Annotated in this window: 20 protein-coding genes, 2 pseudogenes and 1 riboswitch; of the genes and pseudogenes, 8 read left to right on the top strand and 14 right to left on the bottom strand. The window is 63.5% G+C overall.

The window, feature by feature from the left end; translation table 11 throughout:
- Positions 1–418: pseudogene (locus EPD80_RS05770) on the top strand (glycosyltransferase); the annotation flags it as partial.
- A 63-nt stretch (positions 419–481) separates the two neighbouring features.
- Here the strand turns inward: EPD80_RS05770 and EPD80_RS05775 are convergent.
- The 8 genes from EPD80_RS05775 to EPD80_RS05810 all read right to left on the bottom strand — a co-directional run bounded on the left by EPD80_RS05775 (position 482) and on the right by EPD80_RS05810 (position 11,377).
- Entirely contained in the window at positions 482–1,558 is a 1,077-nt protein-coding gene (locus EPD80_RS05775) for a hypothetical protein (protein WP_142810195.1), read from the bottom strand.
- A gap of 266 nt (positions 1,559–1,824) precedes the next feature.
- Positions 1,825–2,784: a glycosyltransferase gene (locus EPD80_RS05780; RefSeq protein ID WP_185957722.1), complete on the bottom strand. Its 960-nt coding sequence runs from the start codon at positions 2,782–2,784 to the stop codon at positions 1,825–1,827.
- A gap of 196 nt (positions 2,785–2,980) precedes the next feature.
- The gene (locus EPD80_RS05785) at positions 2,981–4,438 is read right to left on the bottom strand and encodes an ArnT family glycosyltransferase (RefSeq protein WP_142810199.1); all 1,458 of its coding nucleotides are present in this window, start codon (positions 4,436–4,438) and stop codon (positions 2,981–2,983) included.
- A gap of 92 nt (positions 4,439–4,530) precedes the next feature.
- Complete coding sequence (locus EPD80_RS05790) at positions 4,531–6,267, bottom strand: carbamoyltransferase family protein (RefSeq protein ID WP_142810201.1); 1,737 nt, start codon at positions 6,265–6,267, stop codon at positions 4,531–4,533.
- On the bottom strand, positions 6,264–7,784 hold the full coding sequence (locus EPD80_RS05795; protein WP_142810203.1) for a lipopolysaccharide kinase InaA family protein: 1,521 nt from the start codon (positions 7,782–7,784) through the stop codon (positions 6,264–6,266). Before EPD80_RS05795 ends, EPD80_RS05790 begins: the two co-directional genes overlap by 4 nt.
- Complete coding sequence (locus EPD80_RS05800) at positions 7,760–9,310, bottom strand: ArnT family glycosyltransferase (protein ID WP_142810205.1); 1,551 nt, start codon at positions 9,308–9,310, stop codon at positions 7,760–7,762. The genes EPD80_RS05795 and EPD80_RS05800 overlap by 25 nt, the downstream gene beginning before the upstream one ends.
- A complete protein-coding gene (rfaP, locus tag EPD80_RS05805; RefSeq protein ID WP_221928873.1) occupies positions 9,307–10,239 on the bottom strand; it encodes a lipopolysaccharide core heptose(I) kinase RfaP in 933 nt (310 codons plus the stop codon). Before rfaP ends, EPD80_RS05800 begins: the two co-directional genes overlap by 4 nt.
- A complete protein-coding gene (locus EPD80_RS05810; protein WP_142810207.1) occupies positions 10,226–11,377 on the bottom strand; it encodes a glycosyltransferase family 4 protein in 1,152 nt (383 codons plus the stop codon). Before EPD80_RS05810 ends, rfaP begins: the two co-directional genes overlap by 14 nt.
- Positions 11,378–11,435: 58 nt before the next feature.
- Here EPD80_RS05810 and waaC point away from each other — a divergent pair, with 58 nt between their 5' ends.
- Positions 11,436–12,425 carry a lipopolysaccharide heptosyltransferase I gene (gene waaC, locus EPD80_RS05815; RefSeq protein WP_142810209.1) on the top strand — a complete coding sequence of 330 codons (990 nt, stop codon included), beginning with the start codon at positions 11,436–11,438 and terminating at the stop codon, positions 12,423–12,425.
- Positions 12,426–12,789: 364 nt separating this feature from the next.
- Positions 12,790–13,575: a uroporphyrinogen-III C-methyltransferase gene (gene cobA, locus EPD80_RS05820; RefSeq protein ID WP_221928874.1), complete on the top strand. Its 786-nt coding sequence runs from the start codon at positions 12,790–12,792 to the stop codon at positions 13,573–13,575.
- 9 nt (positions 13,576–13,584) lie between these two features.
- On the opposite strand, the gene EPD80_RS05825 is transcribed toward cobA, so the two are convergent.
- Both EPD80_RS05825 and EPD80_RS05830 read right to left on the bottom strand, forming a co-directional pair.
- Positions 13,585–14,436 carry an EamA family transporter gene (locus EPD80_RS05825; protein WP_142805344.1) on the bottom strand — a complete coding sequence of 284 codons (852 nt, stop codon included), beginning with the start codon at positions 14,434–14,436 and terminating at the stop codon, positions 13,585–13,587.
- A gap of 69 nt (positions 14,437–14,505) precedes the next feature.
- Positions 14,506–15,393, bottom strand: coding sequence for a lysophospholipid acyltransferase family protein (locus tag EPD80_RS05830; protein ID WP_142810213.1), 888 nt, complete (start codon positions 15,391–15,393; stop codon positions 14,506–14,508).
- A 205-nt stretch (positions 15,394–15,598) separates the two neighbouring features.
- Between EPD80_RS05830 and metK the strand changes: the two genes are divergently transcribed.
- The 4 genes from metK (at position 15,599) to metF (ending at position 20,628) form a co-directional block, all read left to right on the top strand.
- Positions 15,599–16,765 (top strand): methionine adenosyltransferase, encoded by a 1,167-nt coding sequence (metK, locus tag EPD80_RS05835; protein WP_142810215.1) that lies wholly within the window; start codon positions 15,599–15,601, stop codon positions 16,763–16,765.
- A 250-nt stretch (positions 16,766–17,015) separates the two neighbouring features.
- Positions 17,016–18,107, top strand: a complete 1,092-nt coding sequence (locus tag EPD80_RS05840; protein WP_185957723.1) for a calcium/sodium antiporter — start codon at positions 17,016–17,018, stop codon at positions 18,105–18,107.
- 58 nt (positions 18,108–18,165) lie between these two features.
- Positions 18,166–18,235, top strand: a riboswitch (S-adenosyl-L-homocysteine riboswitch).
- A gap of 72 nt (positions 18,236–18,307) precedes the next feature.
- Positions 18,308–19,717 carry an adenosylhomocysteinase gene (gene ahcY, locus EPD80_RS05845; RefSeq protein ID WP_142805347.1) on the top strand — a complete coding sequence of 470 codons (1,410 nt, stop codon included), beginning with the start codon at positions 18,308–18,310 and terminating at the stop codon, positions 19,715–19,717.
- Positions 19,718–19,782: 65 nt separating this feature from the next.
- Positions 19,783–20,628, top strand: a complete 846-nt coding sequence (metF, locus tag EPD80_RS05850; protein WP_142810217.1) for a methylenetetrahydrofolate reductase [NAD(P)H] — start codon at positions 19,783–19,785, stop codon at positions 20,626–20,628.
- A gap of 5 nt (positions 20,629–20,633) precedes the next feature.
- Here metF and EPD80_RS05855 read toward each other — a convergent pair whose 3' ends face one another.
- The 4 genes from EPD80_RS05855 to EPD80_RS05870 are packed head-to-tail and all read right to left on the bottom strand — an operon-like array spanning position 20,634 to position 23,583.
- Complete coding sequence (locus EPD80_RS05855) at positions 20,634–21,233, bottom strand: lipoyl protein ligase domain-containing protein (protein WP_142810219.1); 600 nt, start codon at positions 21,231–21,233, stop codon at positions 20,634–20,636.
- 41 nt (positions 21,234–21,274) lie between these two features.
- Positions 21,275–21,529, bottom strand: coding sequence for a lipoyl domain-containing protein (locus EPD80_RS05860; protein ID WP_221928875.1), 255 nt, complete (start codon positions 21,527–21,529; stop codon positions 21,275–21,277).
- Positions 21,526–22,563, bottom strand: a complete 1,038-nt coding sequence (locus EPD80_RS05865) for an alpha-ketoacid dehydrogenase subunit beta (protein WP_142810221.1) — start codon at positions 22,561–22,563, stop codon at positions 21,526–21,528. The genes EPD80_RS05860 and EPD80_RS05865 overlap by 4 nt, the downstream gene beginning before the upstream one ends.
- Before the next feature lie 12 nt (positions 22,564–22,575).
- Positions 22,576–23,583 carry a thiamine pyrophosphate-dependent dehydrogenase E1 component subunit alpha gene (locus tag EPD80_RS05870; protein WP_142810223.1) on the bottom strand — a complete coding sequence of 336 codons (1,008 nt, stop codon included), beginning with the start codon at positions 23,581–23,583 and terminating at the stop codon, positions 22,576–22,578.
- Between the two features lie 104 nt (positions 23,584–23,687).
- On the opposite strand from EPD80_RS05870, the pseudogene EPD80_RS05875 reads away from it, so the two are divergent.
- Positions 23,688–24,206: pseudogene (locus tag EPD80_RS05875) on the top strand (EAL domain-containing protein); the annotation flags it as partial.
- Between the last annotated feature and the right edge of the window lie 189 nt (positions 24,207–24,395).

The following is a 24,395-nucleotide window of genomic DNA, read 5'->3' on the forward strand; positions in this document are numbered from 1 at the left end:
GTGGGAGATGCGCGACCCCAGCAAGGCGGTCATGGTGGTGAAGCACGACTACAAGACCCGCATGAAGCAGAAGTATCTGGGCGCAAAGAACGAAGATTATCCTCGCAAAAACTGGTCCAGCGTCATCCTGTGGAACTGCGGCCATGAGGCCAACAGGGTGCTGACAGCCGATTTCGTGCAACACGCAACCGGTTCGCAGTTGCATCGCTTTACATGGCTGACCGACGACCTCATCGGAGAACTACCGAAGGTATGGAACTGGCTGCCCGACGAATTCGGCGCCAACCCGAATGCCAAATTGCTGCATTGGACACTGGGCACGCCATCCTTCCATGAATTCGCTGACGCACCCATGGCAGGGGAATGGCATCGCGAGCGTATCCTGATGGATTACTGCCTGCAGAGAGGTATCGACTAGACGTCAGGTGTCAATGGCCATTGACATCCCTATGGCGCAGCTTTTTCCTCTTTATACGCAGAATCAGTCGGCAAACAGCGCCAACTGACGGATCAGATTCTGCTGCCTCACCTTGCTCCGATCGCCGAAGACCCATTTGAAATATGCTTCTCTCTGCGGCTGAAAATGATCGGACTCCGCCAGTGATGCGTCGATGATTTGCGCCATATCTCGACTATCCGGCGTCATGCGCATGCCGCAATCGTAGATGGTCAGCAACTTGGCAATGTACTCCTCTTGGATCTCCTTGCTGCGCATCATGGCGGCGATTGCATCACGTGACGAGCCTGCACTCTCCACGAACAACAGCGGCAGGTCATAGTAGAGCGCTTCCTCAGGCGAAGATGCACCATCGGTTATCACCAGATCACTAATGGCAAACAATGTCGACAGTTTGCAGGAAGTCAGATCCAGCAAGGCATTGCCGCGCTCCCGGCGAAGCCGCTGCAGGCGCATGAAGCCGAGCCGGTCCTTGATGCGCGCAGTCACCGACTGGCTGGGGTGTGGGCGCAGAATCAGGTTGTATTGGGAAGGCACGTTCTTTAGCAGTTTTTCCGCCATCACGTCCCAAGAACCATACGGTTTGCCCCTGGGCAAGTACAGGAGGGTCTTCGCGGCCGGATCGAGACCTGCCTGCAGCAAAAATTCATGACGCATATCCGGATCGCGCTCGGGGAAATCGAGAAACGGTAGATATCCGGAATGAAACAGTTTGTCCTGCAACCCCGCCCCGGCCAGCACATCGTACATTCTCGGCCCGATGACGCAGATATGATCAAAATGGCGCAACCCGTCAATCTCGACCTTAGACATGAATGCATAGGTACCATGGAACACCATGTACTTCTCGGCCGAATAGCGTGAGAGCAGCGCACGGTTAGGGGAACCGGTGACGATGGCATCGGCTTGGCGTAACAGCTCGTCGCCGCGAGAAAAGCGTCCGAACGCCTCGCGCAAGAGGGCCACGCGCGTTCCTGGATAGACCCGGCGCAAGGCCCGCCGCGTGCTCGGGCGCGTGGTGACGAACACGCCGCCCAGAGCGTGATACAAGGGCCACAATGCCGGCACGGCCTGGTATTGCTTGGTAAAATAGACAATCATCAGAATTCCCCCGCAGCGGCGCCAAACCCGATACCGTCAGCGACTTACTCTTTTTCAGGTACGGCAAGAAATCAGGGAGACAGTGATTCTCCAGCAGCAACGATCTCGTTTTTGTCTTTGCAGGCTCATTCGTATCCCGCCACACCCTTGTTCCTCTATCGCCCCTAAACTTTCAAGGCGACAACTATCATTCTGACGCAGGGGATAGGCCATCAAGCCATTACCAGCGCGCATGGAAAACGGAAAGCGCCGCTACCATATCCCGCTCAATAGCCATCGGTCTCGCGATAAAACTGCACTTGACGCCTGCGCAACCCTGCGATGATTCCCCCTACTGTGGCGAAATGCTTGAGACCATAGTACCAGCTGCGCTTGAATTTCCGATAGCCGCCGAAGAGCATCACCGGCGCGAAGACGAGACGCAGCGTCCCCTTTACCCCATACTGCACGAGTTCCTTGGCGGCACGGCGTGCGGTTTTTTTGGCTCCGAACAGCTTCAACTCGACATAGATGCGATTCGCCCTCGAACAATATTGGCGTTTCAGGCGCCACCGAATAGTTAACCGGTTAGGCAGGACGACTTCCGACACCACTGCGTCGCTGAGATAAACAATGCGGCCGCCACGATGAACCAATCGCATGAAAAAATCTTTATCTTCTCCTCCCGTCAAAGCCATGTTCGTATCGAATTGCAGCAACCCGCCTTCTGGTCCGAGGAGACTGGTACGAAACATGACGTTGTTCGTGGCAGCGCGCCTGAGCAAGGCACCATGCTTGGTCGAGGCGAAGCGCTTTCTTTCCAACCAATCCTGATAGCCTGGAGGAAAAACAGGGCGCACGGGTCCTACGTAGGCATCCGCATCATACGCCTCCAACCCTCTAGCAAAGGCCATCAGCCACCCTGGATCGGCCTCCTCGTCATCGTCGATGAAAACAATGAAATCCGCATCTCTGGAAACCGCAAAACGACACACGGCGTTCCTGGCATAAGGGATGCCACGTCGCGGTTCGATGAAGTAATGGATTGGATACTTTGATTCGGAAAACGCACTTCTTATCGTCTCCGACGAATCCGATTCGGCATCGTTGTCGACGACCACGATCTCGACTTTCCACTGCGCCGGGCACTCTTGCGCCAATACCGAGGCAAGACAGCGGCGCAGCATCTTGGGACGCCGAAACGTGCAAATACCAACGACGACATGCCAACTCTCGCTCGAATCCATCGACCGGTCTCCAATCTCTTGCGAATCACCCACTGAACAGCTGCCTTGCCCGCCACGCTGCCCACACCCTATCGCCTCGTCGTCCGCAGCAGAATCGTCGGCGCACTGCAAGCAAAAAAACATACATGAAATCCTTTTGCAATACAAAGGCCATGATGTCGGCACGGCCTGGTATTGCTTGGTGCAAAATAGATGCTCATCGGGATTCCTTCCCACAGGCAACTCCAAACCCGAACACCGTCAGTGTCTTGCTACGTTTCAGATATGGCGTGAACGTGCGGAGGCGGCAATCCGCCTGTGGCGCGATCTTCTCGGCGTCGGAGCCCTCGGCCAAGACCATCATGTCGGGATGATGTGTACGTAGTTCTTGCAGGCGCGCGTCGTCGATCACGGGAATGTCGCGTTGAGCATAATAGAGCAGGCGTTCGTCGAGGTCATGGTAGCCAAACAGCGGCAAGGCCGGAGCCGTGTGCAGCCATTGGGTGAACTGCGGAAAAACCGCGACGCGGTAATCGTAGATCTTCGATTCGACAAGGCCGAAATAGAGCGCATAAAGCGCCGGCAAGGCGATCCCCAGTGCCAGCACCGTGCGACGCAGTCGCGCGCCGCCCGTCTCGAGGAGCTCGGCGAGGCGCTTGCCCAGCAAAAGCGCCAAAAGCGGATAGATCGGCAGCAGATACTTGGCGTGCTTGTTGCTGAAGAGTGAATAGAGCAGAAAGGGGATCGCAACGGCGAGGAGCAAGCCCTTGCAGTCGCGATCGCGCCACCATCGCCGTACGGTCGTGATCGGTCGAATCAGCAACAAGAGGGATACCGGGAAGAAATCCCCGACAATCCAAATGATATAATCATAAAATGGATCCGAGGTGGATTCCTGGATTTTGTCGACCATGTCGACCTGGATGATGGATGTCCACACGTCCCAGCCCAGTTTCCAGGTGACCACCGCATACCAGGAAAGCCCTACCAGCAAAAAAATGAGCCACCCCAATGGGTCATAGAGAGCCTGCCAATGACGCGTGCCGCGCGATGACAGGGCCAAGGCGAGGAGCGGCAGCGTGACGAAGAGCAAGACCAGCGGCCCCTTGGTGAGCATGGCCAACCCCAAAAGTCCATAGCTCAGCCACAACCAGGCGCGTCCACCCTCACCCTGAACGTAGCGCAAGGCGGCGAGCAAGGAGGCGACGCACAAAGTGGTGAGCAGCATCTCGATTTCGGCGCGCCGGGCAAAAACGGCGAAACCGGCGTTGGCGATGAGGATCTGCGTCGCGAACAAGGCCGGCCACGATCCGAACACCCGCCGCGCATGGCGGTAGCAGACCCACACGCACAGGCTCGCTGCGAGCGCCGAGGGTAAGCGCACCGCCCATTCGTTGGTCGCACCGAAGAGCCAAGCGCAGGCCGCCGCCAGCCAGTAGAGCAAAGGAGGCTTGGCGAGATAGAGCTCGCCGTTGAGCCGGGGCAGCAGCCAGTCGCCGCTGCGGAACATGCCCTCGGCCGGAACGGCGCGACGCGCCTCGTTGAAGGACAGGAGCGCGATGTCGCCCAATCCCCAGTAAAACACCAGCGCACCAAGCAAAAAAGTGACGAAGAGCAGTCGCCGATAGAGGGCGTCTTCCTCAAGGGGCGGTGCGCTCGCCGGGGCGAAGGACATGGGCGTTCCTGTGGCGTCTCGTCAGAGGATCTGCGATACCGACTTCGGCACGCCGATCGCACAGAGTCCGGCAGCAAACGTTCGGGCATCCATCACGACGTCCCCTCCTTGGTCACCAGGACATCCTCCATGATGAGGTACTGGAGATCGGAACCGAAGAACATGTCTAGAGCATCGCTCGGACTACACACCATGGGTTCGCCGCGCCGGTTGAGCGAGGTGTTGAGCACCACGCCGTTGCCGGTGAGTTTCTCCAGCTCCAGCATCAGGTCGTAGTAGCGCGGGTTGTGCTCGCGCCGCAGCACTTGGGCGCGGGCAGTCCCGTCCTCATGGACCACCTCCGGCACCCGCTGCCTCCATTCGGGAGCCACCTCGAAGGTGATGGTCATGAAGGGGGCGGGATGGTGGGTTTGCAGCATCCGGGGCGCAACGGTGTCGAGCATACTGGGGCAGAACGGTCGCCACCGTTCGCGGAATTTGATCTGGGCGTTGATGCGGTCGGCGATGCCGGGCACGCTCGGGCAGCCAAGGATGGAGCGAGCACCCAGGGCGCGCGGGCCGAACTCCATGCGCCCCTGAAACCAAGCCACTGGATGGCCGTCGGCCAAGATCCGGGCGATCCGCACGGGCACGTCGTCGATCTTCTGCCATCGCGGGCGCGCTGGATGCTTGGCGCAGGCGGCGATGATTTCTTCGTTGGTGTATGCCGGCCCGAGATAGACGTGTTCCATCTTTTCCACCGGCACACCGCGCTGCATGCTGACGTAGGCGGCGGCCCCCACGGCGGTGCCGGCGTCTCCCGCGGCCGGCTGCACGAAGAGTTCCTTGACTTCGGGCCGGGCGACGATCTTCTGGTTGAGCTTGACGTTGAGCGCCCCACCGCCGGCGAAGGCGATCCGACCGGTTTCCCGGATGATGTCTCCGAGATAATAGTCCATCATTTCGAGCGCCAGTCGCTCGAAGAGTGCCTGGATACTCGCGGCGTAATGGATGTAGGGTTCGTCGACGTCGTCGCCCTCTCGCCGCGGTCCCAGCCATTCGATCAGCTTGGGCGAAAAGTAGTACCCCTTGCCTTTTTCCTTGTAGCGGCGCAGGCCAACGACGTTGACGTAGTCGGTATTGACCACCAGCTCGCCGTTCTCGAAGCGCGCCAGACGCGAGAAATCGTAGCGGGTGGGGTCACCGTACGGCGCCATGCCCATCACCTTGTATTCGCCGTCGAGCATCTCGAAACCGAGGTATTCGGTCAGCGCCCCATAGAGGCCTGCCAGGGAATCGGGGTCGTAGAATTCCTTGATCTTGTGGATGACGCCGTTTTCACCGTAGCCGAAGAAAGTGGTTGCATACTCTCCTTTGCCGTCGATGCACAGGATCGCCGTCTTGTCGCGAAAGCCGGAGCAGTAGTAGGCACTGGCGGCATGGGCCAGGTGGTGTTCCACCGGGATGATTTCGGTCTTTTTCGGATCGAAACCGAGCTGCTGCAGGCACCATTCGATGCGTTTCCGGTAGCGCCAGAAACGGCGATTGCCGGCAAAGATCGCATCCAACGCCCGATCGGGCGCGTACCAATAACGCCGGGCATAATGCCAACGCGCCGGACTGCCAAAGAGAGGGATCGGGGCATAAGGGATGGCCACCGCATCCACTTCGTGCGGTCGAATGCCAGCCAATTGCAGGCAGAATTTCGCCGATTCATAAGGCATTCGGTTCTTGGCGTGCTTGTCGCGCACGAAACGCTCTTCTTCGGCCGCGGCTACCAGCTTGCCGTCGATATACAGCGCAGCCGAGGGGTCATGCCCCAAGGCACCCGACAATCCCAGGATTTTCATGTCGTGCTCTCTCGTTCTTCGATGATTTCGATCCCCGCCCGTTTCAGGACGGGATCCGGTCCATAGACTCGCCGCAAGGCCGATTCGAGCATCGCGCGGATCCGCGGTTCGCCTTGCCAATTTTGCAGGAAACGGCGTAGATCCCGGGCGTGACGCCTGCGGTACCATGCTCCACGTGCGTGGCGGTATTGGCGCAAGGCATCCAGATCCAGCAGCCACGGTTCCCGGTCGATGATCTTGAGGTTGTCGGCCTTGAGATCGCCGTGCTCGATGCCCAGCAGGTACAGCTTGTGCAAGAGTTGGGCCAGGCGCAGGGCGAGGTCGCGCCGCAGTTCTTCGCTGACCGAGGGATCGGCGAATCGTTCGGCGACATCGGGGCCGTCCACCCATTCGGCGAAGAAATAGGCCTGTCGCCGTACCGGGCCAAAGCGGCGCTCCACGAGGGCCAAAGGGCGCGCCGTGGCGATGCCGTACATGCGCAGCAGATGGGCATTGCACCAGGAACGGGCGGCACGGGAACGGCGCAGGGCGATCTTCAGACCGTGCCAAAAATTTTTGACGTTGTAGCGCTTGATCACGACGCGCCGCGCGCCGGTGGTCACGACACCGACTGTGCAGGTATTGCCCGTCTTGAGGCGGCGGCTGGCCGGGCCCTCCAGCCAAGCATCGGGGCGCTCGAGGAGCTCGTGCAGCCCGGGATCCTCTTCAGGGCGAGCCACGGCCAGGAAACGATTCCAGCGCCTTTCCACCCGCACGTCGGTACAGCTGCGCAGGACTTTGCTCATGGCGTACTCTTGCGCCACTTCATGGCGATGCTGCCAGACGGCCTTGGCGAGACGGCGCAACATCCGGGCATCGGTCTGCCAGCCACGCACTTTGGCGTAGACCTGCAGCAGATGGGGCAGGTGGACCTCGTCCTCGACGTCGAACTTGGAGAGCAGTTGCGCCAGATTGCGCAGCGCGCGGCGTGGACCGAGCGGCGAGCGTCCTGCCCGAATGCCGTCGCCATCCAGCGTGTGGATGCGCTCTCCCTCGATGAGGAAATTCTTGAGATAGAGATCGCTCTGATGCAATCCCGCCTCGTGATGCCTCGCCACCACCGCCACCAACGCCTCCATCAGGCGCAGGCGAGCCTGAGCATCGCCGCCGAGCGAGGCCAGATGCTCCTCGGCATTACGGGCACCCTCGATGGCTTCGAAGAGGAGCGCCCATCCCGCGCCGTCGGGCAGCTGCGCCTCATGGAGCAGCGCTGGCGTCACGATGCCCCGTTCCTGTAGCCAGCGCACGCCACGGCGATCGCGCTTGGCATGACGCGCGGCGCGCGGGCCGACGAAGATCTTGGCATAGACCGCCCGTCCCTGCCAGCGAGCCCGGCACACGAGGCGGGCACCCGGTACCCGCCGGACGACGTGCTCGCAGACCAGCTGCGTGCCATCGTCCAGAAGCAAGGAGAACGGCCCCTCCTCGTCGAACCGGATTGCCGGCGTAAAAGTCACGGTTTGCGTCGCAGCCTGCATAGATCGAGTTCGTCGACCGAGGCCACGATGTCGACCTCGACGCTTTCGAGCGCCGGCGGTTGCTCGGTGATCAGCCAGATCTCGCCCTGTTTCTCGAGTAAAGCGGGAAGATCTTTCGTCGCCACCGGCGGAATCACACGGCCCGCATAGAAGGAGAGCGCACCGTCACCCTCCCCGCCTTTGATTGATCGGTCCTGATAGAGCGGCACCGACGGATCGGGAAGCTGCATAGCCAAGGTCTTGGCGGCGGTCTTGTGCGGTTCCTTGGACAAATTGGCCTCGCCGTAAAGATAGAGTACCGCGCTCACCACGGCCACCAACAGGACGGGGAAAGCAGGCGCATGGACTTTCAGCAGGCGGTGCAGCAGCAAGGGCAATGCCAGCAGCGCCAGCCAGGGCAAGAACGCCAATGCCGCGTTCCCGTTCTTGAAGACGAGGTACCCCATGGCCGCGATCGCCGCCGCGCAGAACAGCCAGAACAAGATCCGGTTGCAGCGGGCGAATCCACCACCGGCTTCGGTCACATAATGGCCGAGGATCAAGGAAAGCGGCGGTGCGAAGAGAAGCGCGTACTGCATCTGCTTGTTGACGGTGAGCATCAGCAGAACGAACACCACCGCCAGCCACAACCAGGCGAAACGGATCACCGGTGGCAGGCTCCCCAAGCCCCGTTGCCGATAGGCCCACCAGCCGGCCGGCAACAGCAGGATCCCCCATGGGGCGAAGAATTCGAAGAAATGCTGCGGATACCACCACAGCGGCTTGGCATGAGTACCGCTGACGAACGTTTCATCCACCTGCCTGCCGATGAAATACTGGGCAGCATCGGGTAGCGTCGCCAGCAACCAGGCATACCAGCCGAACGCGACGATCAGGAGAACCACCAACCCCGGCAGATTGAAGCAGCTTTGCAGGAAATGGCGCACTCCGCTGCCGCGCCGCTGCAGCACTGACCACGAGAACAGGGTGAGGAGCGGGACGGCGAGCGCCGCCGGCCCCTTGCTGAGAAAACCAAGCCCCAGGAGCAGGCCGAAGAGCAGCCGGCGGAGGGCATCCCCGCCGCGTTCGAGCAGGTCGTAGCCCACGAAGCAGGCGGCGGTGATGAAAAAGAGCAGGATCGGGTCTGCCTCGCCGCTGCGAAAGTAGCGCAGGCCGATGAAACTGATCACCAGGACCAGGGCGGCATTGGCCGATGCCCGTTCACCCAGGCGAGACGCACCCCAGAACGCGAAGAGAAAGGCCGACAGCAGCCCGAACAGCACCGCCGGTAGGCGCGTGGCGATCTCGTTCACGCCAAACAATCGGTAGCTCGCCGCGGTGAGCCAGTAGGGCAGCGGCGGCTTTTGCAACCGCAGCTCACCGTTGTAGCGCGGCACCAGCCAGTCGCCGCTTGCCACCATCTCGCGCGCGGTCTCGGCGATTCGTACCTCCTGGATCTTGTACAGCGGCCGCTCGCCGAGCCCGATGAGCAAAGCCGACAGCAGCAGCGCCAGCATCACGAGTAGTGAGGAATAGGATATTTTCATCGTGGTCGCCCTTCTTCTGGTCGATTCTCGATCTCATCGAATGGCGTCGTCGGCCAGCGCCCGTGGAACTTGTGGTAGAGCCGGCGCGCCCGGCGATCCACCTGCCGCCAGAACGAGCGCTCGCCAACGAGGGTACGGCGCAGGCTACCGCGATAGAGGCGAATGAAACGCAGGCAGTCGCGACGGCTGAGGCCGATGTCCAGGGCCGAGAAATACAAGGCGGCGAGGTCTTTCATCCGATCGCGCCAGGAAGTGGCGCGACGCAAACCGACACGATGCAAATCCATGAGATAGATCAGGATTTCCCCCTGCCGCAGGCGTTCCCCATCGAGGCAGAAATGGCAGAGATAGAAGTCGCGGTGATTGAGCCCATGTTCGTGCAGCGTGCGGGCGATGCGCGCGACTTCGGCGAGGATCGCCCGTTTGTGTGTCAAGGGCGGCGGAGCATGCGGCCAATCGCGGCAATGATCTTCGAGCGAGACGATGTCCCCCAGGTCGCGCGTCATCACGAAAGAGCGCCGCCGGGCAGGGTTCCATCCACGGCTGGCATAGGCCACACCGGGCGTGGTGGGTATGCCCAGGGCTTGGAGCTGCCGGATGGCGCGCCATTCCACGGCAGCGTCCACCACGGGCCATTTGCCCGAGAAGAGATTCTTGAAGATCTCGCGCCACCCCACCCCAAAATGCTGCTTGACGAAATAGGATTCGCCCCCCAGGCGTACCCTCAGAGTACGACGGCCCGGGACGTCGCGAAACACCTCACCCTGCAGTGCCATGACGTGTTCGAACGGATCGCCGGGCGGCAAGAGAGCGAGAATCTCCGGGGGGATATGATCGGGCGGCCGTCCTGTCAAGCGCGGCGACGTAGGTACGGCGTCTCTGGCTCCGTCTGCGGTACGCTGCGCCTGCATGGATTCAGTCTCGACCACGGCCTTTCCTCTTTTCCCTGGCGATCTCCTCCAGCAGCTCAGCCTCCAGCGTAGGAGAACGGCGCGCGGCGATCTCCGCGGTGTAGCGCCTGCCGGCCTCACCCCATTGCGCGCGCTCCTGGGGTGAAGCCAGCATGCGCGCCAAAGCCGCATTCATCTTGCCTTGATCGAAAGGCGACGGCAGTACCAAACCAGCGCCAGCCGCCGCGACGTGCTCGGCGTAGCCGCAGACGTCGGTGACGAGCACGGGCAGACCGGCGGTCATGGCCTCGATGAGCACGAGCCCGGCGAGCTCGGAGCGCGCGGCATGGACGAGAAGATCGGAGCCCATCATCAACCGGGGAACATCTGCACGGCCAGAGGCGATGATCAGGCGATCCACCACCTTCAGGCGCCTGGCGAGTGCCATGAGGGCGTTCGGCCGATCCTCGCCCACGGCGAGCAGCCAGAGGTTGGAGCGCAAAGGCTGCGGCAGGGAAGCCAAAGCCCGAAGGGTACGATCGAACCCCTTGCGCTTGAACACCGAGCCCACCATCAACACGACGGTGGCCGAGCCAGGCAGCCCGAATTCGGCGCGCAGCGCATTTCGCGCCTCGCTCCGGTCGATACCGGCAAACGCGTCGAGTGGAATATTGGGGGGAAGCGGGTGAAAACGCTCATCGGGCGTGTGATACCAACGCTGGTAAATTTTTTTTTCACGCTCCGACAGGAGCAAGATGTGGCAAGAACTTTCGCGACCCATGACCGCCTTTTCGCTCGCGGCGAAAAAACGGTAACGGCCCGACCGGCGGTATAACCAACCACGTTCGCGATGGGCCCGTTCGATGAAACAGGGATCGACCGTGTAATAGACGTCCAAGCCGGGCATGCGGTTGAAGCCGACCACCAGATCCGGCTCGTCCTCACGCAGGCGCGCAGCGATGGCCTCGATCAAATTCTGATGACGCTGATGATTGAACCAGCCGGAAGCCGGCAGACAGACCACTTCGATACCGCCTTCCGGTAGATCCCCGCGCCACTGGCCAGTGTAGATCCGGACTGCATGCCCCCGTGCCGCGCAATCACGCGCGATGCGCAGCATGTCGCGCTGTGCTCCGCCGTAGGGAAAATACTTGAAAATTACGAAGGCAAACTTCATCGAAGACCGTCATCGCCGCCGTACGGCCAAAATCATCATTGTATGCGAAAATTTCCTCATGCCACGCCTGCTCCTCATCAAGACTTCGTCCCTGGGCGATGTCGTCCATAATCTCCCCATCCTCGCCGACATCCGCACCCACTACCCTGACATGCGGTTCGACTGGGTGGTGGAAGAAAGTTTCGTCGACATCCCCGCCTTGCATCCTGCGGTAGACCAGGTCTTGCCCGTGGCGATCCGCCGCTGGCGCCGCGATCTCTTCTCCGCCGCCACCTGGCGCGAGATCGCCACTTTTCGCCGGCAACTCAGGGCGTCTTGCTACGATCTCGTCCTCGACAGCCAGGGATTGCTCAAGAGCGCGCTGATCGCCCTCCTGGCACGGGGCGAGAAACACGGTTACGATCGACGTTCCATCCGCGAGCCGGTGGCCTCCCTGTTTTATGGCCATCGACACGCCGTCTCGCGTACGCTGCACGCCGTGACACGCAACCGGCTGCTCGCGGCGACCGCACTCGGCTATCCCCCACCATCGACGGCCCCCGACTACGGCATCCGCGCCCCGCAGCAGCCCTTGCCGCTCGAGCTGCCGGCACGCTACGTCGTCGCCCTGCACGCCAGCAGCCGCGACTCCAAGCTGTGGCCGAAGGAGCACTGGGTCGAACTCGGGCGCACGCTCGCCGCCACCGGTTCCCCGCTCGTCTTGCCCTGGGGCAACGCGCGGGAACGAGACCGTGCCGAGGCGATTGCCGCCCAGGTGCCGCACGCCCTGGTGCTGCCGCGCCTGCGCCTCGCCCAACTCGCCACCCTGCTCTCCGGCGCCTGGGCCGTGGTGGGCGTGGATACGGGATTGGTCCACCTCGCCGCGGCCCTCGGCGTTCCCACCGTTGCGCTCTATACCGATACCGACCCGCAACGCACCGGCGTCTTGCCGGGACGCGCGCAGTCGGCGATCAATCTGGGCAGCATCGGTCAGATCCCGTCGCCCGCTACCGTTCTGGAAGCGCTGGATCGCCTCACGCAACGCTCGGCCAATTCCCCCGCGCAATGATCAACAGACGGTAAGATTTTCCGCCGGTGATTCCCGCAGCGAGGCCAAGGACGCTCCTCGAGCCTCGCCCCGTTCCTCTTGATCCGCATCAAGGCGCCGGGTGCCGTGCCTCTCTACAGTACGCGCCATGAGCCCCGACGCAGAAAAAGCCCATGAGCACGATCACCACGCGAGTCACCCACGACTGGTTCACGCTGGCGCACCTCATATACCTATGGCGCTTCGCTCCCCACCTCGTCCGTCCGCGTCCGGACGGATGCCCCGGTTGAACACTCGGCTCTTTCGATCTTCCCGAGCGGCATGAATGGACGGACCGAACCGTGGTACAAACCGCAACCAGGAACAAACCGCAAAGGATGAGACGATGGACCGGCAACCGATCGTGCAGAAAGTCTATCTGGTGGGCGCCGGCCCTGGCGACCCGGAACTGCTCACCGTCCGGGCGCTGCGCCTGCTGCAGGCAGCCGACGTGCTCGTCTACGACAACCTGGTGAGCCCGGCCATCCTCGATTGCGTCCGCCCCGAGGCGCAGCGCGTCTTCGTCGGCAAGCGCGCCGGACGGCATACGCTGCCCCAGGAAGAGATCAATGCGCTCCTCGTCGAACTGGGGCAGGCCGGCGGAGTGGTCGTGCGGCTCAAGGGAGGCGACCCCTACATCTTCGGGCGCGGCGGCGAAGAAGCCGAAGCGCTCGCCGCAGCCGGCATCCCTTTCGCGGTCGTACCCGGCATCACGGCGGCCTGCGGCATGGCCGCGAGCCAGGGCATTCCACTCACGCACCGTGACCATGCGCAATCTTGCCTCTTCGTCACCGGTCACCTCAAAGACGGTGCCCTGCTGCTCGACTGGGAGGCGCTCGCGCGGCCACGACAGACGGTCGTCTTCTACATGGGCGTGAGCACTCTGCCCACGATCTGCCGCGAACTCGTCGCCCACGGACTGCCGGCCGACACGCCCGCGGCCGTGGTACGCAACGCGACCCTGCCCGATGCCGAACGCCTCGTCGGCACACTGGCGAGCCTGCCCGCCCTGGCGGCCGCCGCCGAGCTTGCCCCGCCGGCGCTACTGGTGGTGGGCGAAGTGGCGGCGCTCGCGGAACGGCTCGCGCCCCGAGCGGCGGCAGTCGATCAACCCATCCCGCAAGCAACCTGAATCATTCCCTCAGCAGGAAAGTAAAAACAGACCGAACGTAATCACTCCGGCTGCCACCAGCCGCCAACGCCAATGCTCACGCTCACGGAACACCGCGATCGAAAGCACGCTCGCGACGACGATGCCGGCGTTCGTATACGCCACCACCTCGGCGGCCGGCAGGAAACGCATCGCGTGAATCACCAGCGCATAGGCCATGCCGATGCACACACCGCCGATCACGAACAGCGAAAAACGGATGCGCCGCGGCGGCACCCACACCCCCTGCTCCCGCCGCAACTGCAGCGTCAAGGCGAGCCACGACGCCGCATAACCCACGCTCAGATAGCCGAGCACGGCACCGAACGAATCAAGGTAGGCCGTCGCTGCCTTGTCGCTGAGCGAATAGAGGCTCGTCCCCAGCATCGACAGTAACGCCCAAGGCAGCGCGCGCCGCTGCGCCCCCGGCCTCGTTCCGGCGAAAGCGAGCAGCAGCAATCCCACCACCGTCACCACGATGCCCGCCCAAGTCGCTGGCCGCAGCGTTTCCCCAAGGAGTGCGGTGCTCCACAGGGCGATCAAGAGTGGCGAACTGCGCACCAGCGGATAGACCAGCGCCACCGGCGCACATTCGTACGCCTTGCGCAGACCGACGAAGTACACCACGTTGCCGCTCGCCGACAAGAGCATTGCCCCCAAGAGCGCTGGCGACCACGTCGCCTCGCGCCAGAGCAAAAACCATCCGACCGGCGCCAACAAGACGAGATGACCCAGCAACACCCACCACAAGGGGTAAGACGCCGGCGGCTGACGGCGCACCAACAGGTTCCACGTCACGTGCATCGCCACCGAAGCGGCGAGCGCAAGCCCCGCTTCGTTCATCCCCCGCTCACCGCCACATATTCATGTCGCTGCACGCCTTTGGGGTTCCCAAAACCAGCGGCGGCCCTCTCATGCCCTTGTTCGATACACCGACGCACCCCCCGGCGGGCGCGTCTTGAAGCGGCGATGTACCCAATAGTACTGCGCCGGCATGCGGCAGATCTCGCCTTCGAGCCAACGGTTCATGCGCGCCGCGTCGGCCACCTCATCCTCCGTGGGGAAATCCTTCCAAGGCTCGCCGAATCGCGTCACGTAGCCCTTCCCGTCGGGAAGGATCTCGGTGACGCAGGTGAGCACCGCGGCGCCGGTGAGCCGCGCCAGACGCGAGAGCGCCGTGATCGTGGCCGCCGGCACCCCGAAGAACGGCACGAAGACAGACTCCTTGCGCCCGTAATCGAGATCGGGCAGATAGTAGAGCGGCCGACCGGCGCGCAAGGCGCGTACCACCGGGCGAATGCCGTCCTGGCGCGCCACTTGGAGCTGATCACCGAAACGTGAACGCCCCCAGTTGAGCCAGTGATCGGCCACGGGATCCTTTTTCTGGCGCGAATAGACATAGACCCCGTCGTACTCCATCGCCACCCGTGTCCCGCCCATATCGAGGCCGAGGAAGTGCGGCACGAGCAGAATCACTGGCCGCCCTTGGGCCCGAATCGCATCGACGCCCTCTTTGCCTTCGAGCCGCACCAAGCGGCGGATGCGCTCAGCCGGAGCGAACCAGGCGACCCCCCGCTCGAGGATGCTGCGCCCGAGCAAGCGGAAGTGCTCGCGCAACACCGCGCGGCGCTCCTCTTCCGTCCATTCGGGAAAACACAGCCGCAGGTTGACCTCGGCCACGTGCCGGCGCGAGCGCGCCAAGTGAAAGAGCAGCGCCCCGAAGCCACGCCCGATCGTCGCCTGCAGCGACAGCGGCAGCCAATGCAGCACCCATAGCAACGCGACGAGCAAACGAGACATTTCCTCATTCCCTTGGAGAAGATTTATAATTATCCTCTATCCGCCGAGTTAATCCGACAACTTGCGGGGCGGACGAGAAGGGCAGCTCGAAGAACCGTCATGCAGTAGGTTAGTCGAGCTACCCAAGAAATACCGCTAAAGCGTCGCCGCTCCCCGATCCCCAGAGCCGGCACGCCGCCTCATGGGGATCGAAAGGAGCGAATCGATGGCCAAGGAATACCTCTTCACCTCCGAATCCGTCTCGGAAGGGCACCCCGACAAGGTCGCCGACCAGATCTCCGACGGCGTGCTCGACGTCATCCTCGGTGAAGACCCCCACGGGCGCGTCGCCTGCGAGACCCTCGTCTCCACCGGGCTCGTGGTCATCTCCGGCGAGATCACCACCAAGGCGCACCCCAACTACCGCGAGATCGCGCAGGACGTCATCCGACGCATCGGCTACGACGATTCCGACATCGGTTTCGACTACAAGTCCTGCGCCATCCTCACCGCCATCAACCGCCAATCGCCCGACATCGCCCAGGGCGTGGGCAAAGCTTTCGACGACCCGCTCGACCAGGGCGCCGGCGACCAGGGCCTGATGTTCGGCTACGCCTGCAACGAAACCCCCGTGCTCATGCCGCTGCCCATCTACTACGCCCACCGCCTCATGCAGCGCCAGGCCGAAGTGCGCAAGGACGGTCGGCTCCCGTGGCTGCGGCCCGACGCCAAATCCCAGGTGACGGTGCGTTACGTAGACGGCAAACCCACCCAGGTGGAGACCGTGGTCCTCTCCACTCAGCACCACCCGGACATCACCTACGACGAGATTCGCGAAGCGGTGATCGAGGAGATCATCCATCCGATCATCCCGCCAGAGTTGCGCGCCCCCGACATCAAATATCTCATCAATCCCACCGGGCGCTTCGTCGTCGGCGGCCCGCACGGCGACTGCGGCCTCACCGGGCGCAAGATCATCGTCGACACCTACGGCGGCGCGGCGCACCACGGCGGCGGCGCGTTCAGCGGCAAGGATCCTTCCAAGGTCGACCGCTCGGCGGCCTACGCCGCGCGCTACGTGGCGAAGAACGTCGTGGCCGCGGGGCTGGCGGATCGCTGCGAAGTGCAGATCGCCTACGCCATCGGCGTGGCCCGCCCGGTGAGCCTCATGGTCGAGACCTTCGGCACCGGCAAGGTCCCCGACGAGAAGATCGAGGCCCTCGTGCGCCGGCACTTCGACCTGCGCCCGCGCGCCATCATCGAGATGCTGGACCTCCTGCGCCCCATCTATTCCAAGACCGCCGTCTACGGTCACTTCGGCCGCGAGGAGCCCGAGTTCACCTGGGAAATGCTCGACAAGGCCGACGCGCTGCGCGCCGACGCCGGTCTGTGACCTCTCCCGGACGCCCCATGCGGGCGCCGCGGATCATCGCCGCAAGCGGCTGCAGGCAACGCGCCTAGCGTAAGGATGCCTCCCCCATCCGAGGCGATGGGCAAGCATCCGAGCACGGAAACACGTCGCCAGGCAGCCGCGCAGGAGATTGTTCGCAGCCCTCACGAGGTGCGTCCGCAAAGTTTTTCGAACCCATCATCAGGTTTTCCCGGTGCCATACGGGAGATTTGCCAGGATACAATTCGCTTCCATGTCCTCAGACGCTTCCCTCCTGCTTGACTTCGTCCTGCTCTTCGCCGGACTCGCGTTGCTCACCTTGGGTGCAGAATGGCTCGTGCGCGGCGGCGCGCGCCTCGCAACCCGATTCGGCATCTCGCCCCTGGTCGTGGGGCTCACCATCGTCGCCTTCGGCACCAGTGCCCCGGAACTCGCCGTTTCGGTCGGTGCAGGCTTGCGCGGGGCGCCCGATCTTGCGCTCGGCAATGTGGTCGGCTCCAACATCGCCAACATCCTGCTGATCCTCGGCGTCACCGCGATCATCGGGCATATCCAGGTTCACTCTCAACTGTTGCGGCAAGAAATCCCCGTGCTGCTCGGTGCCGTCGCCCTGTTCTGCACCACCTCCTTCGACGGCATCCTCAGCCGCCTCGATGGCCTGATCCTCTTTTCCTCGATGATCGCCTATACGGTCTTTCTCCTGCGCCAAGCGCGCACCCTCTCGCCTCAGGAAGAAGCAGGGCTTGCCACCGACATTCCGCGAAGCCGCTGGGACGAACACGCGGGTGTGCAGATGGCGCTGGTGCTCGTCGGTCTGGGGCTCCTCATCTACGGAGCAGACCTGGCTGTAGGGGCCGCCTCCGGCATCGCCCGCAGCTTTGGCGTGAGCGAGCTGGTGATCGGCCTCACGGTCGTGGCGGTAGGCACGTCGCTCCCCGAGATCGCCACCTCCGTCGTCGCTGCCCTTCGCGGCCATCGCGATATGGCCGTCGGAAACGTGATCGGCTCCTGCACGTTCAACCTGCTCTCGGTACTCGGCGCCACCGCCCTGGTCGCGCCGCACGGAATCCTGGTGAGCGAGACGATACGTCACGTCGACTCCTGGGTCATGCTGGGCACCACGGTGGTGCTGCTACCCATCATCGTCTCCGGCGCCGGAATTCGCCGCAGCGACGGAGCCTTGCTGCTCGCCTTCTACCTCGCCTACCTCGTCCATCTGGGATTGGACGCAAGCGCCCACCCCTGGAGCGAAGGATATGTCCGGCTCATGCTCTCCTTCGTCCTGCCGCTCGCCATGGTCTATCTCATGGTGCGCTACGTGCAATCCATCGAGCGCCGCCAATAGCAGGCTGTTCGAGGCCCCCTAAGCGACTGCGCGACCCTTTGCCTTTGCTATAATCCCCGCAACCGAGGAGCGCTGCAACCCGTCCCCGCGGGCCAGGCTCGGTTCAGATTCAACGGCGCTCACCCGTCTTCTCCGGCCGGACGGAAGACGCAGGTGAGCTGCGCATCCGCTCGGCCTCGTTCCCGAATAGGAGCATTTCGATGAACCAGGCCGTATCTACCCCCGACTACGTCGTCTCCGATCTCTCTCTGGCCGAATGGGGCCGTAAGGAGATCCGCATCGCCGAGAGCGAGATGCCCGCCCTCATGGCGCTGCGCCGCGAATACGCCGAGCAAAAACCCCTCACGGGCGCCCGCATCGCCGGCAGCCTGCACATGACCATCCAGACCGCCGTGCTCATCGAAACGCTAGTGGCGCTGGGCGCTCAGGTGCGCTGGGCCTCGTGCAACATCTTCTCCACCCAGGATCACGCCGCCGCGGCGATCGCCGCCGAGGGCATCCCCGTCTTCGCCAAGAAAGGCGAGACGCTCGAAGAATACTGGGACTACACCCACCGCATTTTCGAGTGGCCCGACGGCGGCCACGCCAACATGATCCTCGACGACGGCGGTGACGCCACCCTCCTCCTGCACCTGGGCGCCAAGGCCGAGCGCGACCCGAGCGTGCTCGATCGCCCCACGAGCCTCGAAGAAAAAGTGCTCTTCGCCCGCGTGCGCGCGCAGCTCGAGCGCGACCCCTCCTGGTACTCGCGGCGCATCGCGGCGATCCGCGGCGTCACCGAAGAGACCACCACCGGCGTGCATCGCCTCTACCAGATGCAGGAGCGCGGCGAGCTGCGCTTCCCGGCGATCAACGTCAACGACTCGGTCACCAAATCCAAATTCGACAACCTCTACGGCTGCCGCGAATCGCTCGTCGACGGCATCAAGCGCGCCACCGACGTGATGATCGCCGGCAAGATCGCCGTCGTCTGCGGCTACGGTGACGTGGGCAAGGGCTCGGCCCAGGCCCTGCGGGCGCTGCGCGCCGAAGTCTGGGTCACCGAGATCGACCCCATTTGCGCCCTCCAGGCGGCGATGGAAGGCTACCGCGTGGTGACCATGGAAGAAGCCTGCGACAAGGCCGACATCTTCGTCACCGCCACCGGCAACTACCACGTCATCACCCACGAGCACATGCGCCGCATGAAAGACCAGGCGATCGTGTGCAACATCGGCCACTTCGACAACGAGATCGACGTCGATTCGCTGCGCCAATACCGCTGGGAAAACATCAAGCCCCAGGTCGACCACGTCATCTTCCCCGATGGCAAGCGCATCATCCTGCTCGCCGAAGGGCGGCTGGTGAACCTCGGTTGCGCCACGGGACACCCGAGTTTCGTGATGAGCTCCTCCTTCGCCAACCAGGTGCTGGCGCAGATCGAACTCTACACGCACCCCGAGCGCTACCCAGTGGGCGTCTATCGCCTGCCCAAACAGCTCGACGAGAAAGTCGCCCGGCTGCAATTGACGCGCCTCAACGTCCAGCTCACCCGGCTCACCCCCGAGCAGGCGGCCTACATCGGGGTGCCCCTCGACGGCCCATACAAGCCTGAACATTACCGCTACTGAGCCCTGCACTGCCGCGCACCGCCCCGCTGCGGAGGGCGTGCACGCGAACGCCGAGGAATCCCGTGATGCAGCACTTGGAACTGTCCGTCGAATTCTTCCCGCCGCAGACGGCGGAGGGCGAAACCAAGCTCGAGGAGGCGCGCCGGCGCCTCACGCAACGCCTGCGCCCGGCCTACTATTCCGTCACCTACGGCGCCGGCGGCTCCACTCGCGAGCGCACCTTCGCCGTGGTCGAGCGGCTGCACCGCGCCGGGCTCGACGTCGCTCCCCACCTCTCCTGCATCGGCGCCACCCGCGCCCAGATCCGCGAGATCCTGCGGCAGTACCAGGCGCTCGGCGTGCGCCGCCTCGTGGCGCTTCGGGGTGATCTTCCCTCCGGCGTGCGCGACCCCGGCGAGCTGCGCTACGCGAACGAACTCGTCGAGTTCATCCGCACCGAGACGGGTGATCACTTCTGGATCGCGGTCGCGGCCTACCCCGAATATCACCCGCAGGCGGTAAGCGCCACGGCCGATCTCGACGCCTTCTCCCGCAAGATGCACGCTGGCGCCGACTGCGCCCTCACGCAGTACTTCTACAACGCCGACGCCTACGCCCACTTCGTCGAGGAATCCCAACGCCGCGGCGTCACCGCCCCCATCGTGCCCGGCATCATGCCGATCACCAGCTTCGCGCGGCTCGCACGCTTCTCGGACGCCTGCGGTGCCGAAATCCCGCGCTGGGTCCGCAAGAAGATGGAAGCCTACGGCGACGATGCCGAGTCGGTGCGCGCTTTCGGCCTGGAAGTGCTCGTTCGCCTGTGTGAGCGGCTGCTCCAACTCGGCGCCCCGGGCCTGCATTTCTACACCATGAATCAGGCCGAACCGACGCTGGCGATCGCCGAGGCGCTGGGGCTAACGGCAGCGCCCTGAGCCACTCACGCCAGCGCCGCCCGCTCCAAACACTGCTGCCAGCGCGCGACAAATGTCTCGGCCTCGATCGGGGCACCGTTGAGCTCAGAAAGGCTCACCGTGCGCGCCCGCAGCAGGGGCTCGTCCTGCGGCCGGGCGAAAGCCGCGCACAGCAGCGCCCAGTCCACGGGGGCAAGCAGCACGCCCACTCCCAGGACGGCGCCTTCGCGCGTGCGCCGCTGGGCGAAACCGGCGAGCTTGCGCCCCTTGGCATCCGCGAGCTCCCACGGGCCGAAGCTACCAAAACAGGCCCAATCCAACGCCTTGTTCGCGATAGGAACGGCACCGGGTGGCACCGCCCGCACCGCTAGCCCCAAATCGGCGAAGAAGGCGACGTGCGCCTCGGCGCAGCGCCGGTAGGCGTCGACGAGGCTCCCCTCGAGCCAGGGATGGCCGAGCGGCAGACGGATGACGGCGCTCACCCACCCCGGGCCGGCGAGCACGGCGCCGCCCCCGGAGCCACGCACCCGCACGCAGACGCCAGCCGGCAGGCGCGACGCCACTTCCGGCAGCAAACGGCGCTGCGCGCACCCGAGCACCACGGCATGATGCACGGGTGCGCTCACTTCCACCCTCGGAGCCGCAATACCGTGGTTTGCCGCTCCCGTCATGCCACCTCGAGCCGCGCGATCGCCCGCTCCCGGCCGAAAGTCTCCCCTTCCGGCACCAGAATCTGCGCCAAGCGACCCGCCTGCGGCGCGCTCACTTCGACGTTGGTCTTGACGATCACGACGTTGGCGATCGGCTGCCCGACCGCGACCTGCTCCCCCTCGCGGACGAGCCACTTGTCGAGCAACGCTTCGACCCCTTCGTCGACGTCCTCCCACACCTCCGGAGGCAGCCGGATCTCGATCACGCTCATGCACGTCCTCCTGCAGCCACGCGCCCTTGCATCGTTTCCTTGGCGGCAGCCACGATGTGCTCGACTTGCGGAATCACGAACTGCTCCAGCGGTCGGCTATAGGGAATCGGCACGTTGGGCACCCCGAGCCGCTTGATCGGTGCTCGCAGCGCGATGCGGTCGAGATGCTCGCCGACGATCGCGGCGATCTCGCCCGTGAGACCGAAGCCGAGATAGTCTTCATCGGCCACCAGCAAGCGCCCCGTCTTGGCCACGGAAGCGAGCACCGCCTCGCGGTCGAGCGGCACCAGGGTGCGCAGATCGAGGATCTCAGCCTCGATTCCTTCCTTCGCCAACATCTCGGCCGCGATCACGGCCTTATGCACCATCTGGCTCAAGGTAACGATCGTGAGATCCTTGCCTTCACGCACGACGCGCGCCTGGCCGAAGGGAATGGTGTAGGGTTCTTCGGGCACTTCGGTCGTGCTGCCCTCGAAGTAGGCCATCCACGGCAAGCCCATGATCCCCTTGTGGAACATGTAGAGCACGGGATTGTCGTCGCGGATCGCCTCGATGAGCAGACCCTTCGCATCGTACGCGTTCGAGGGCACCACCACCTTGAGCCCCGGCACGTGCGCGAACACGCCGTAGAGGCACTGTGAATGCTGCGCCGCGTCGTTGTAGCCGCCGCCGATCGCCGTGGTGATCACCACCGGCAAGCGCACGTTACCGCCGGACATGTAGGTGTTTTTCGCCAGATGGTTGTAGATCTGGTCCATGCACACGCCGAAGAAATCGACGAACATCAGTTCGGCCACGGGGCGCATACCCGCGGCTGCCGCCCCGATCGCCGCCCCGATGAAACCGGTCTCGGAAATGGGCGTATCCATCACCCGCTCCGGCCCGAACTTCTCGATCAACCCTTTGGTCGCGCCGAAGATGCCCCCATAGACACCGACGTCCTCGCCCATGATGAATACGTTTGGATCGCGCTCCATCTCCTGTGCGAAGGCTTCAGAAATCGCCTCCGCCATCGTCAGCCTACGTCCAGCCATTTCTCACCCCCCTCAAACGAACACGTCTTCGAGCGCCTCTTGCGGCGCGGGATACGGACTCTGGCGGGCGAAGGCGAACGCTTCATCCACGCGCTGCCGCGCCCGCGCGACGATTGCCTCCTCCTCTTGCGCCGTCAGCACGCCATCCTGCTTCAGCCTCGCGGCAAGCTTCGGGATCGGGTCGAGCGCACGCAGATGCTTCACCTCGTCCTTGGGACGATAGACCTCTGCGTCCCCCTGGAAGTGGCCGAAATAACGGAAGGTTTTCACTTCGATGAGCGTCGGCCCCTCGCCCCGGCGGGCGCGCGCCACCGCTTCGCCCACCGCCTCGAATACCTGCAGCGGGTCGTTTTCCGGCACGCACACGCCCGGCATGCCATAGGCACAGGCGCGATCGGCCACCGAAGCCACGCTCACCGCCTTCTCTTTCGGTACCGAGATCGCCCAGTGATTGTCCTCGCACACGAAGATCGCCGGCAGTTGCCACAGGGCCGCGAGGTTGAGTGACTCGTGGAACGCCCCCTGGTTCGCCGCCCCTTCGCCGAAGAAGGCCACCGCGACGCGATCCTGGCCGCGCTTCTTTGCCGCGAGCGCCGCCCCGCAAGCCGGCGGCAGGCTTGCCCCGACGATGCCGCTGCAGCTGAAATTGTGCGCCGGGTCGAAGAGGTGCATGTGCCCTCCCTTGCCTTTGCCCAGGCCCGTCTTCTTGCCGAAGATCTCGGCCGTCATCTTGTCGAGCGGCACCCCCTTGGCGATAGCGAAATGGTGCGGCCGGTGCGTGCCCACCACCGTATCTTCATCGCGCAGATGAGCGCACACGCCCACCGCCACCGGTTCCTGCCCCGCGGCGAGGTGCATCTCGCCGGGCACCGGCCCCGAGCCGATGTCGAAAGCCAACCCTTTCTGGATATGGGGCGGCAACTTCCCCTCCATATAGACCTTCGCCATCGTCTCCTCGTAATAGCGAATCTCGACCATCTTCTCGTACATCCAAAGCAGCTGCGCTTTGCTCGGTGACATGGTGTCCTCCTCCTCGATTCCTCTGGCCATCGATCATGGCCCGATTACAGCATAGCGCAGGCTGCGCAAGATTACCTTAGCCGTCGTCTCATTGGGAACATCGCCGTTGCGGGCGTCTCGTTCCCGTAGTGGTCAACCTCTCGCCGCGACAGCTAGAGCTCCTGCGCCTGCGCGGCGAGTCGCTCGACGATCACGTGCGCGGCCTGCTCGAACGTCACGGCCTTCCACCCCACTGCCTCGAACTCGAGCTCACCGAATCCTCCCTGATGCAGCAGGAAGAGACAGCACTCGCCGAATTGCAGCGGCTACGCGATCTGGGCATCTCGCTTGCACTGGACGACTTTGGCACAGGTCATTCCTCGCTCGCCCGCTTGCAGCAACTGCCGGTAACGACGCTGAAGATCGACCGCAGTCTCGTCAAAGGCGTCATCGGAAACGCCCGCCATCACGCCCTCCTCGGTTCGGTGATCAACCTGGGATGGGCCCTGTCCTTGAATGTCGTCGCCGAAGGGATAGAGACCGTGGAAGAGGCAGAGATTCTGCGTCAATTGCATTGCCCAATAGCACAAGGCTATTACTTCCATCGTCCGTTGCCTGAAGCGGAATTTGCCGCGCTATTGTAAAGTACACGGTACACACACCATGGGCCCGCCCAAACCCAGCCGTACTCGCCATCCATTCAGCAAATGGCAAAATTGAATGGGAGAAGCCGCCGCAAATCTGCGCGGCACCATGATCCCAGGATGAACACCACGCGACCGCCACGCCCGGGTGGGTCGGGTTTTTCATGATGATTTTTTTGGAGAGGCACT

The organism is Tepidiphilus olei (assembly GCF_006980705.1).
Lineage (GTDB): Bacteria > Pseudomonadota > Gammaproteobacteria > Burkholderiales > Rhodocyclaceae > Tepidiphilus > Tepidiphilus olei.

Bases quoted from the DNA above. Each gene is read 5' to 3' on its own strand.
- ahcY (WP_142805347.1), top strand. From the start codon at position 18,308: ATGAACCAGGCCGTATCTACCCCCGACTACGTCGTCTCCGATCTCTCT.
- EPD80_RS05870 (WP_142810223.1), bottom strand. From the start codon at position 23,583: ATGTCACCGAGCAAAGCGCAGCTGCTTTGGATGTACGAGAAGATGGTC.
- EPD80_RS05830 (WP_142810213.1), bottom strand. From the start codon at position 15,393: ATGTCTCGTTTGCTCGTCGCGTTGCTATGGGTGCTGCATTGGCTGCCG.
- waaC (WP_142810209.1), top strand. From the start codon at position 11,436: ATGCCACGCCTGCTCCTCATCAAGACTTCGTCCCTGGGCGATGTCGTC.
- EPD80_RS05840 (WP_185957723.1), top strand. From the start codon at position 17,016: ATGTCCTCAGACGCTTCCCTCCTGCTTGACTTCGTCCTGCTCTTCGCC.
- metK (WP_142810215.1), top strand. From the start codon at position 15,599: ATGGCCAAGGAATACCTCTTCACCTCCGAATCCGTCTCGGAAGGGCAC.
- EPD80_RS05795 (WP_142810203.1), bottom strand. From the start codon at position 7,784: ATGCAGGCTGCGACGCAAACCGTGACTTTTACGCCGGCAATCCGGTTC.
- metF (WP_142810217.1), top strand. From the start codon at position 19,783: ATGCAGCACTTGGAACTGTCCGTCGAATTCTTCCCGCCGCAGACGGCG.
- EPD80_RS05790 (WP_142810201.1), bottom strand. From the start codon at position 6,267: ATGAAAATCCTGGGATTGTCGGGTGCCTTGGGGCATGACCCCTCGGCT.
- EPD80_RS05865 (WP_142810221.1), bottom strand. From the start codon at position 22,563: ATGGCTGGACGTAGGCTGACGATGGCGGAGGCGATTTCTGAAGCCTTC.
- EPD80_RS05800 (WP_142810205.1), bottom strand. From the start codon at position 9,310: ATGAAAATATCCTATTCCTCACTACTCGTGATGCTGGCGCTGCTGCTG.
- EPD80_RS05780 (WP_185957722.1), bottom strand. From the start codon at position 2,784: ATGGATTCGAGCGAGAGTTGGCATGTCGTCGTTGGTATTTGCACGTTT.
- EPD80_RS05810 (WP_142810207.1), bottom strand. From the start codon at position 11,377: ATGAAGTTTGCCTTCGTAATTTTCAAGTATTTTCCCTACGGCGGAGCA.
- EPD80_RS05775 (WP_142810195.1), bottom strand. From the start codon at position 1,558: ATGATTGTCTATTTTACCAAGCAATACCAGGCCGTGCCGGCATTGTGG.
- EPD80_RS05785 (WP_142810199.1), bottom strand. From the start codon at position 4,438: ATGTCCTTCGCCCCGGCGAGCGCACCGCCCCTTGAGGAAGACGCCCTC.
- EPD80_RS05860 (WP_221928875.1), bottom strand. From the start codon at position 21,529: ATGAGCGTGATCGAGATCCGGCTGCCTCCGGAGGTGTGGGAGGACGTC.
- cobA (WP_221928874.1), top strand. From the start codon at position 12,790: ATGGACCGGCAACCGATCGTGCAGAAAGTCTATCTGGTGGGCGCCGGC.
- EPD80_RS05825 (WP_142805344.1), bottom strand. From the start codon at position 14,436: ATGAACGAAGCGGGGCTTGCGCTCGCCGCTTCGGTGGCGATGCACGTG.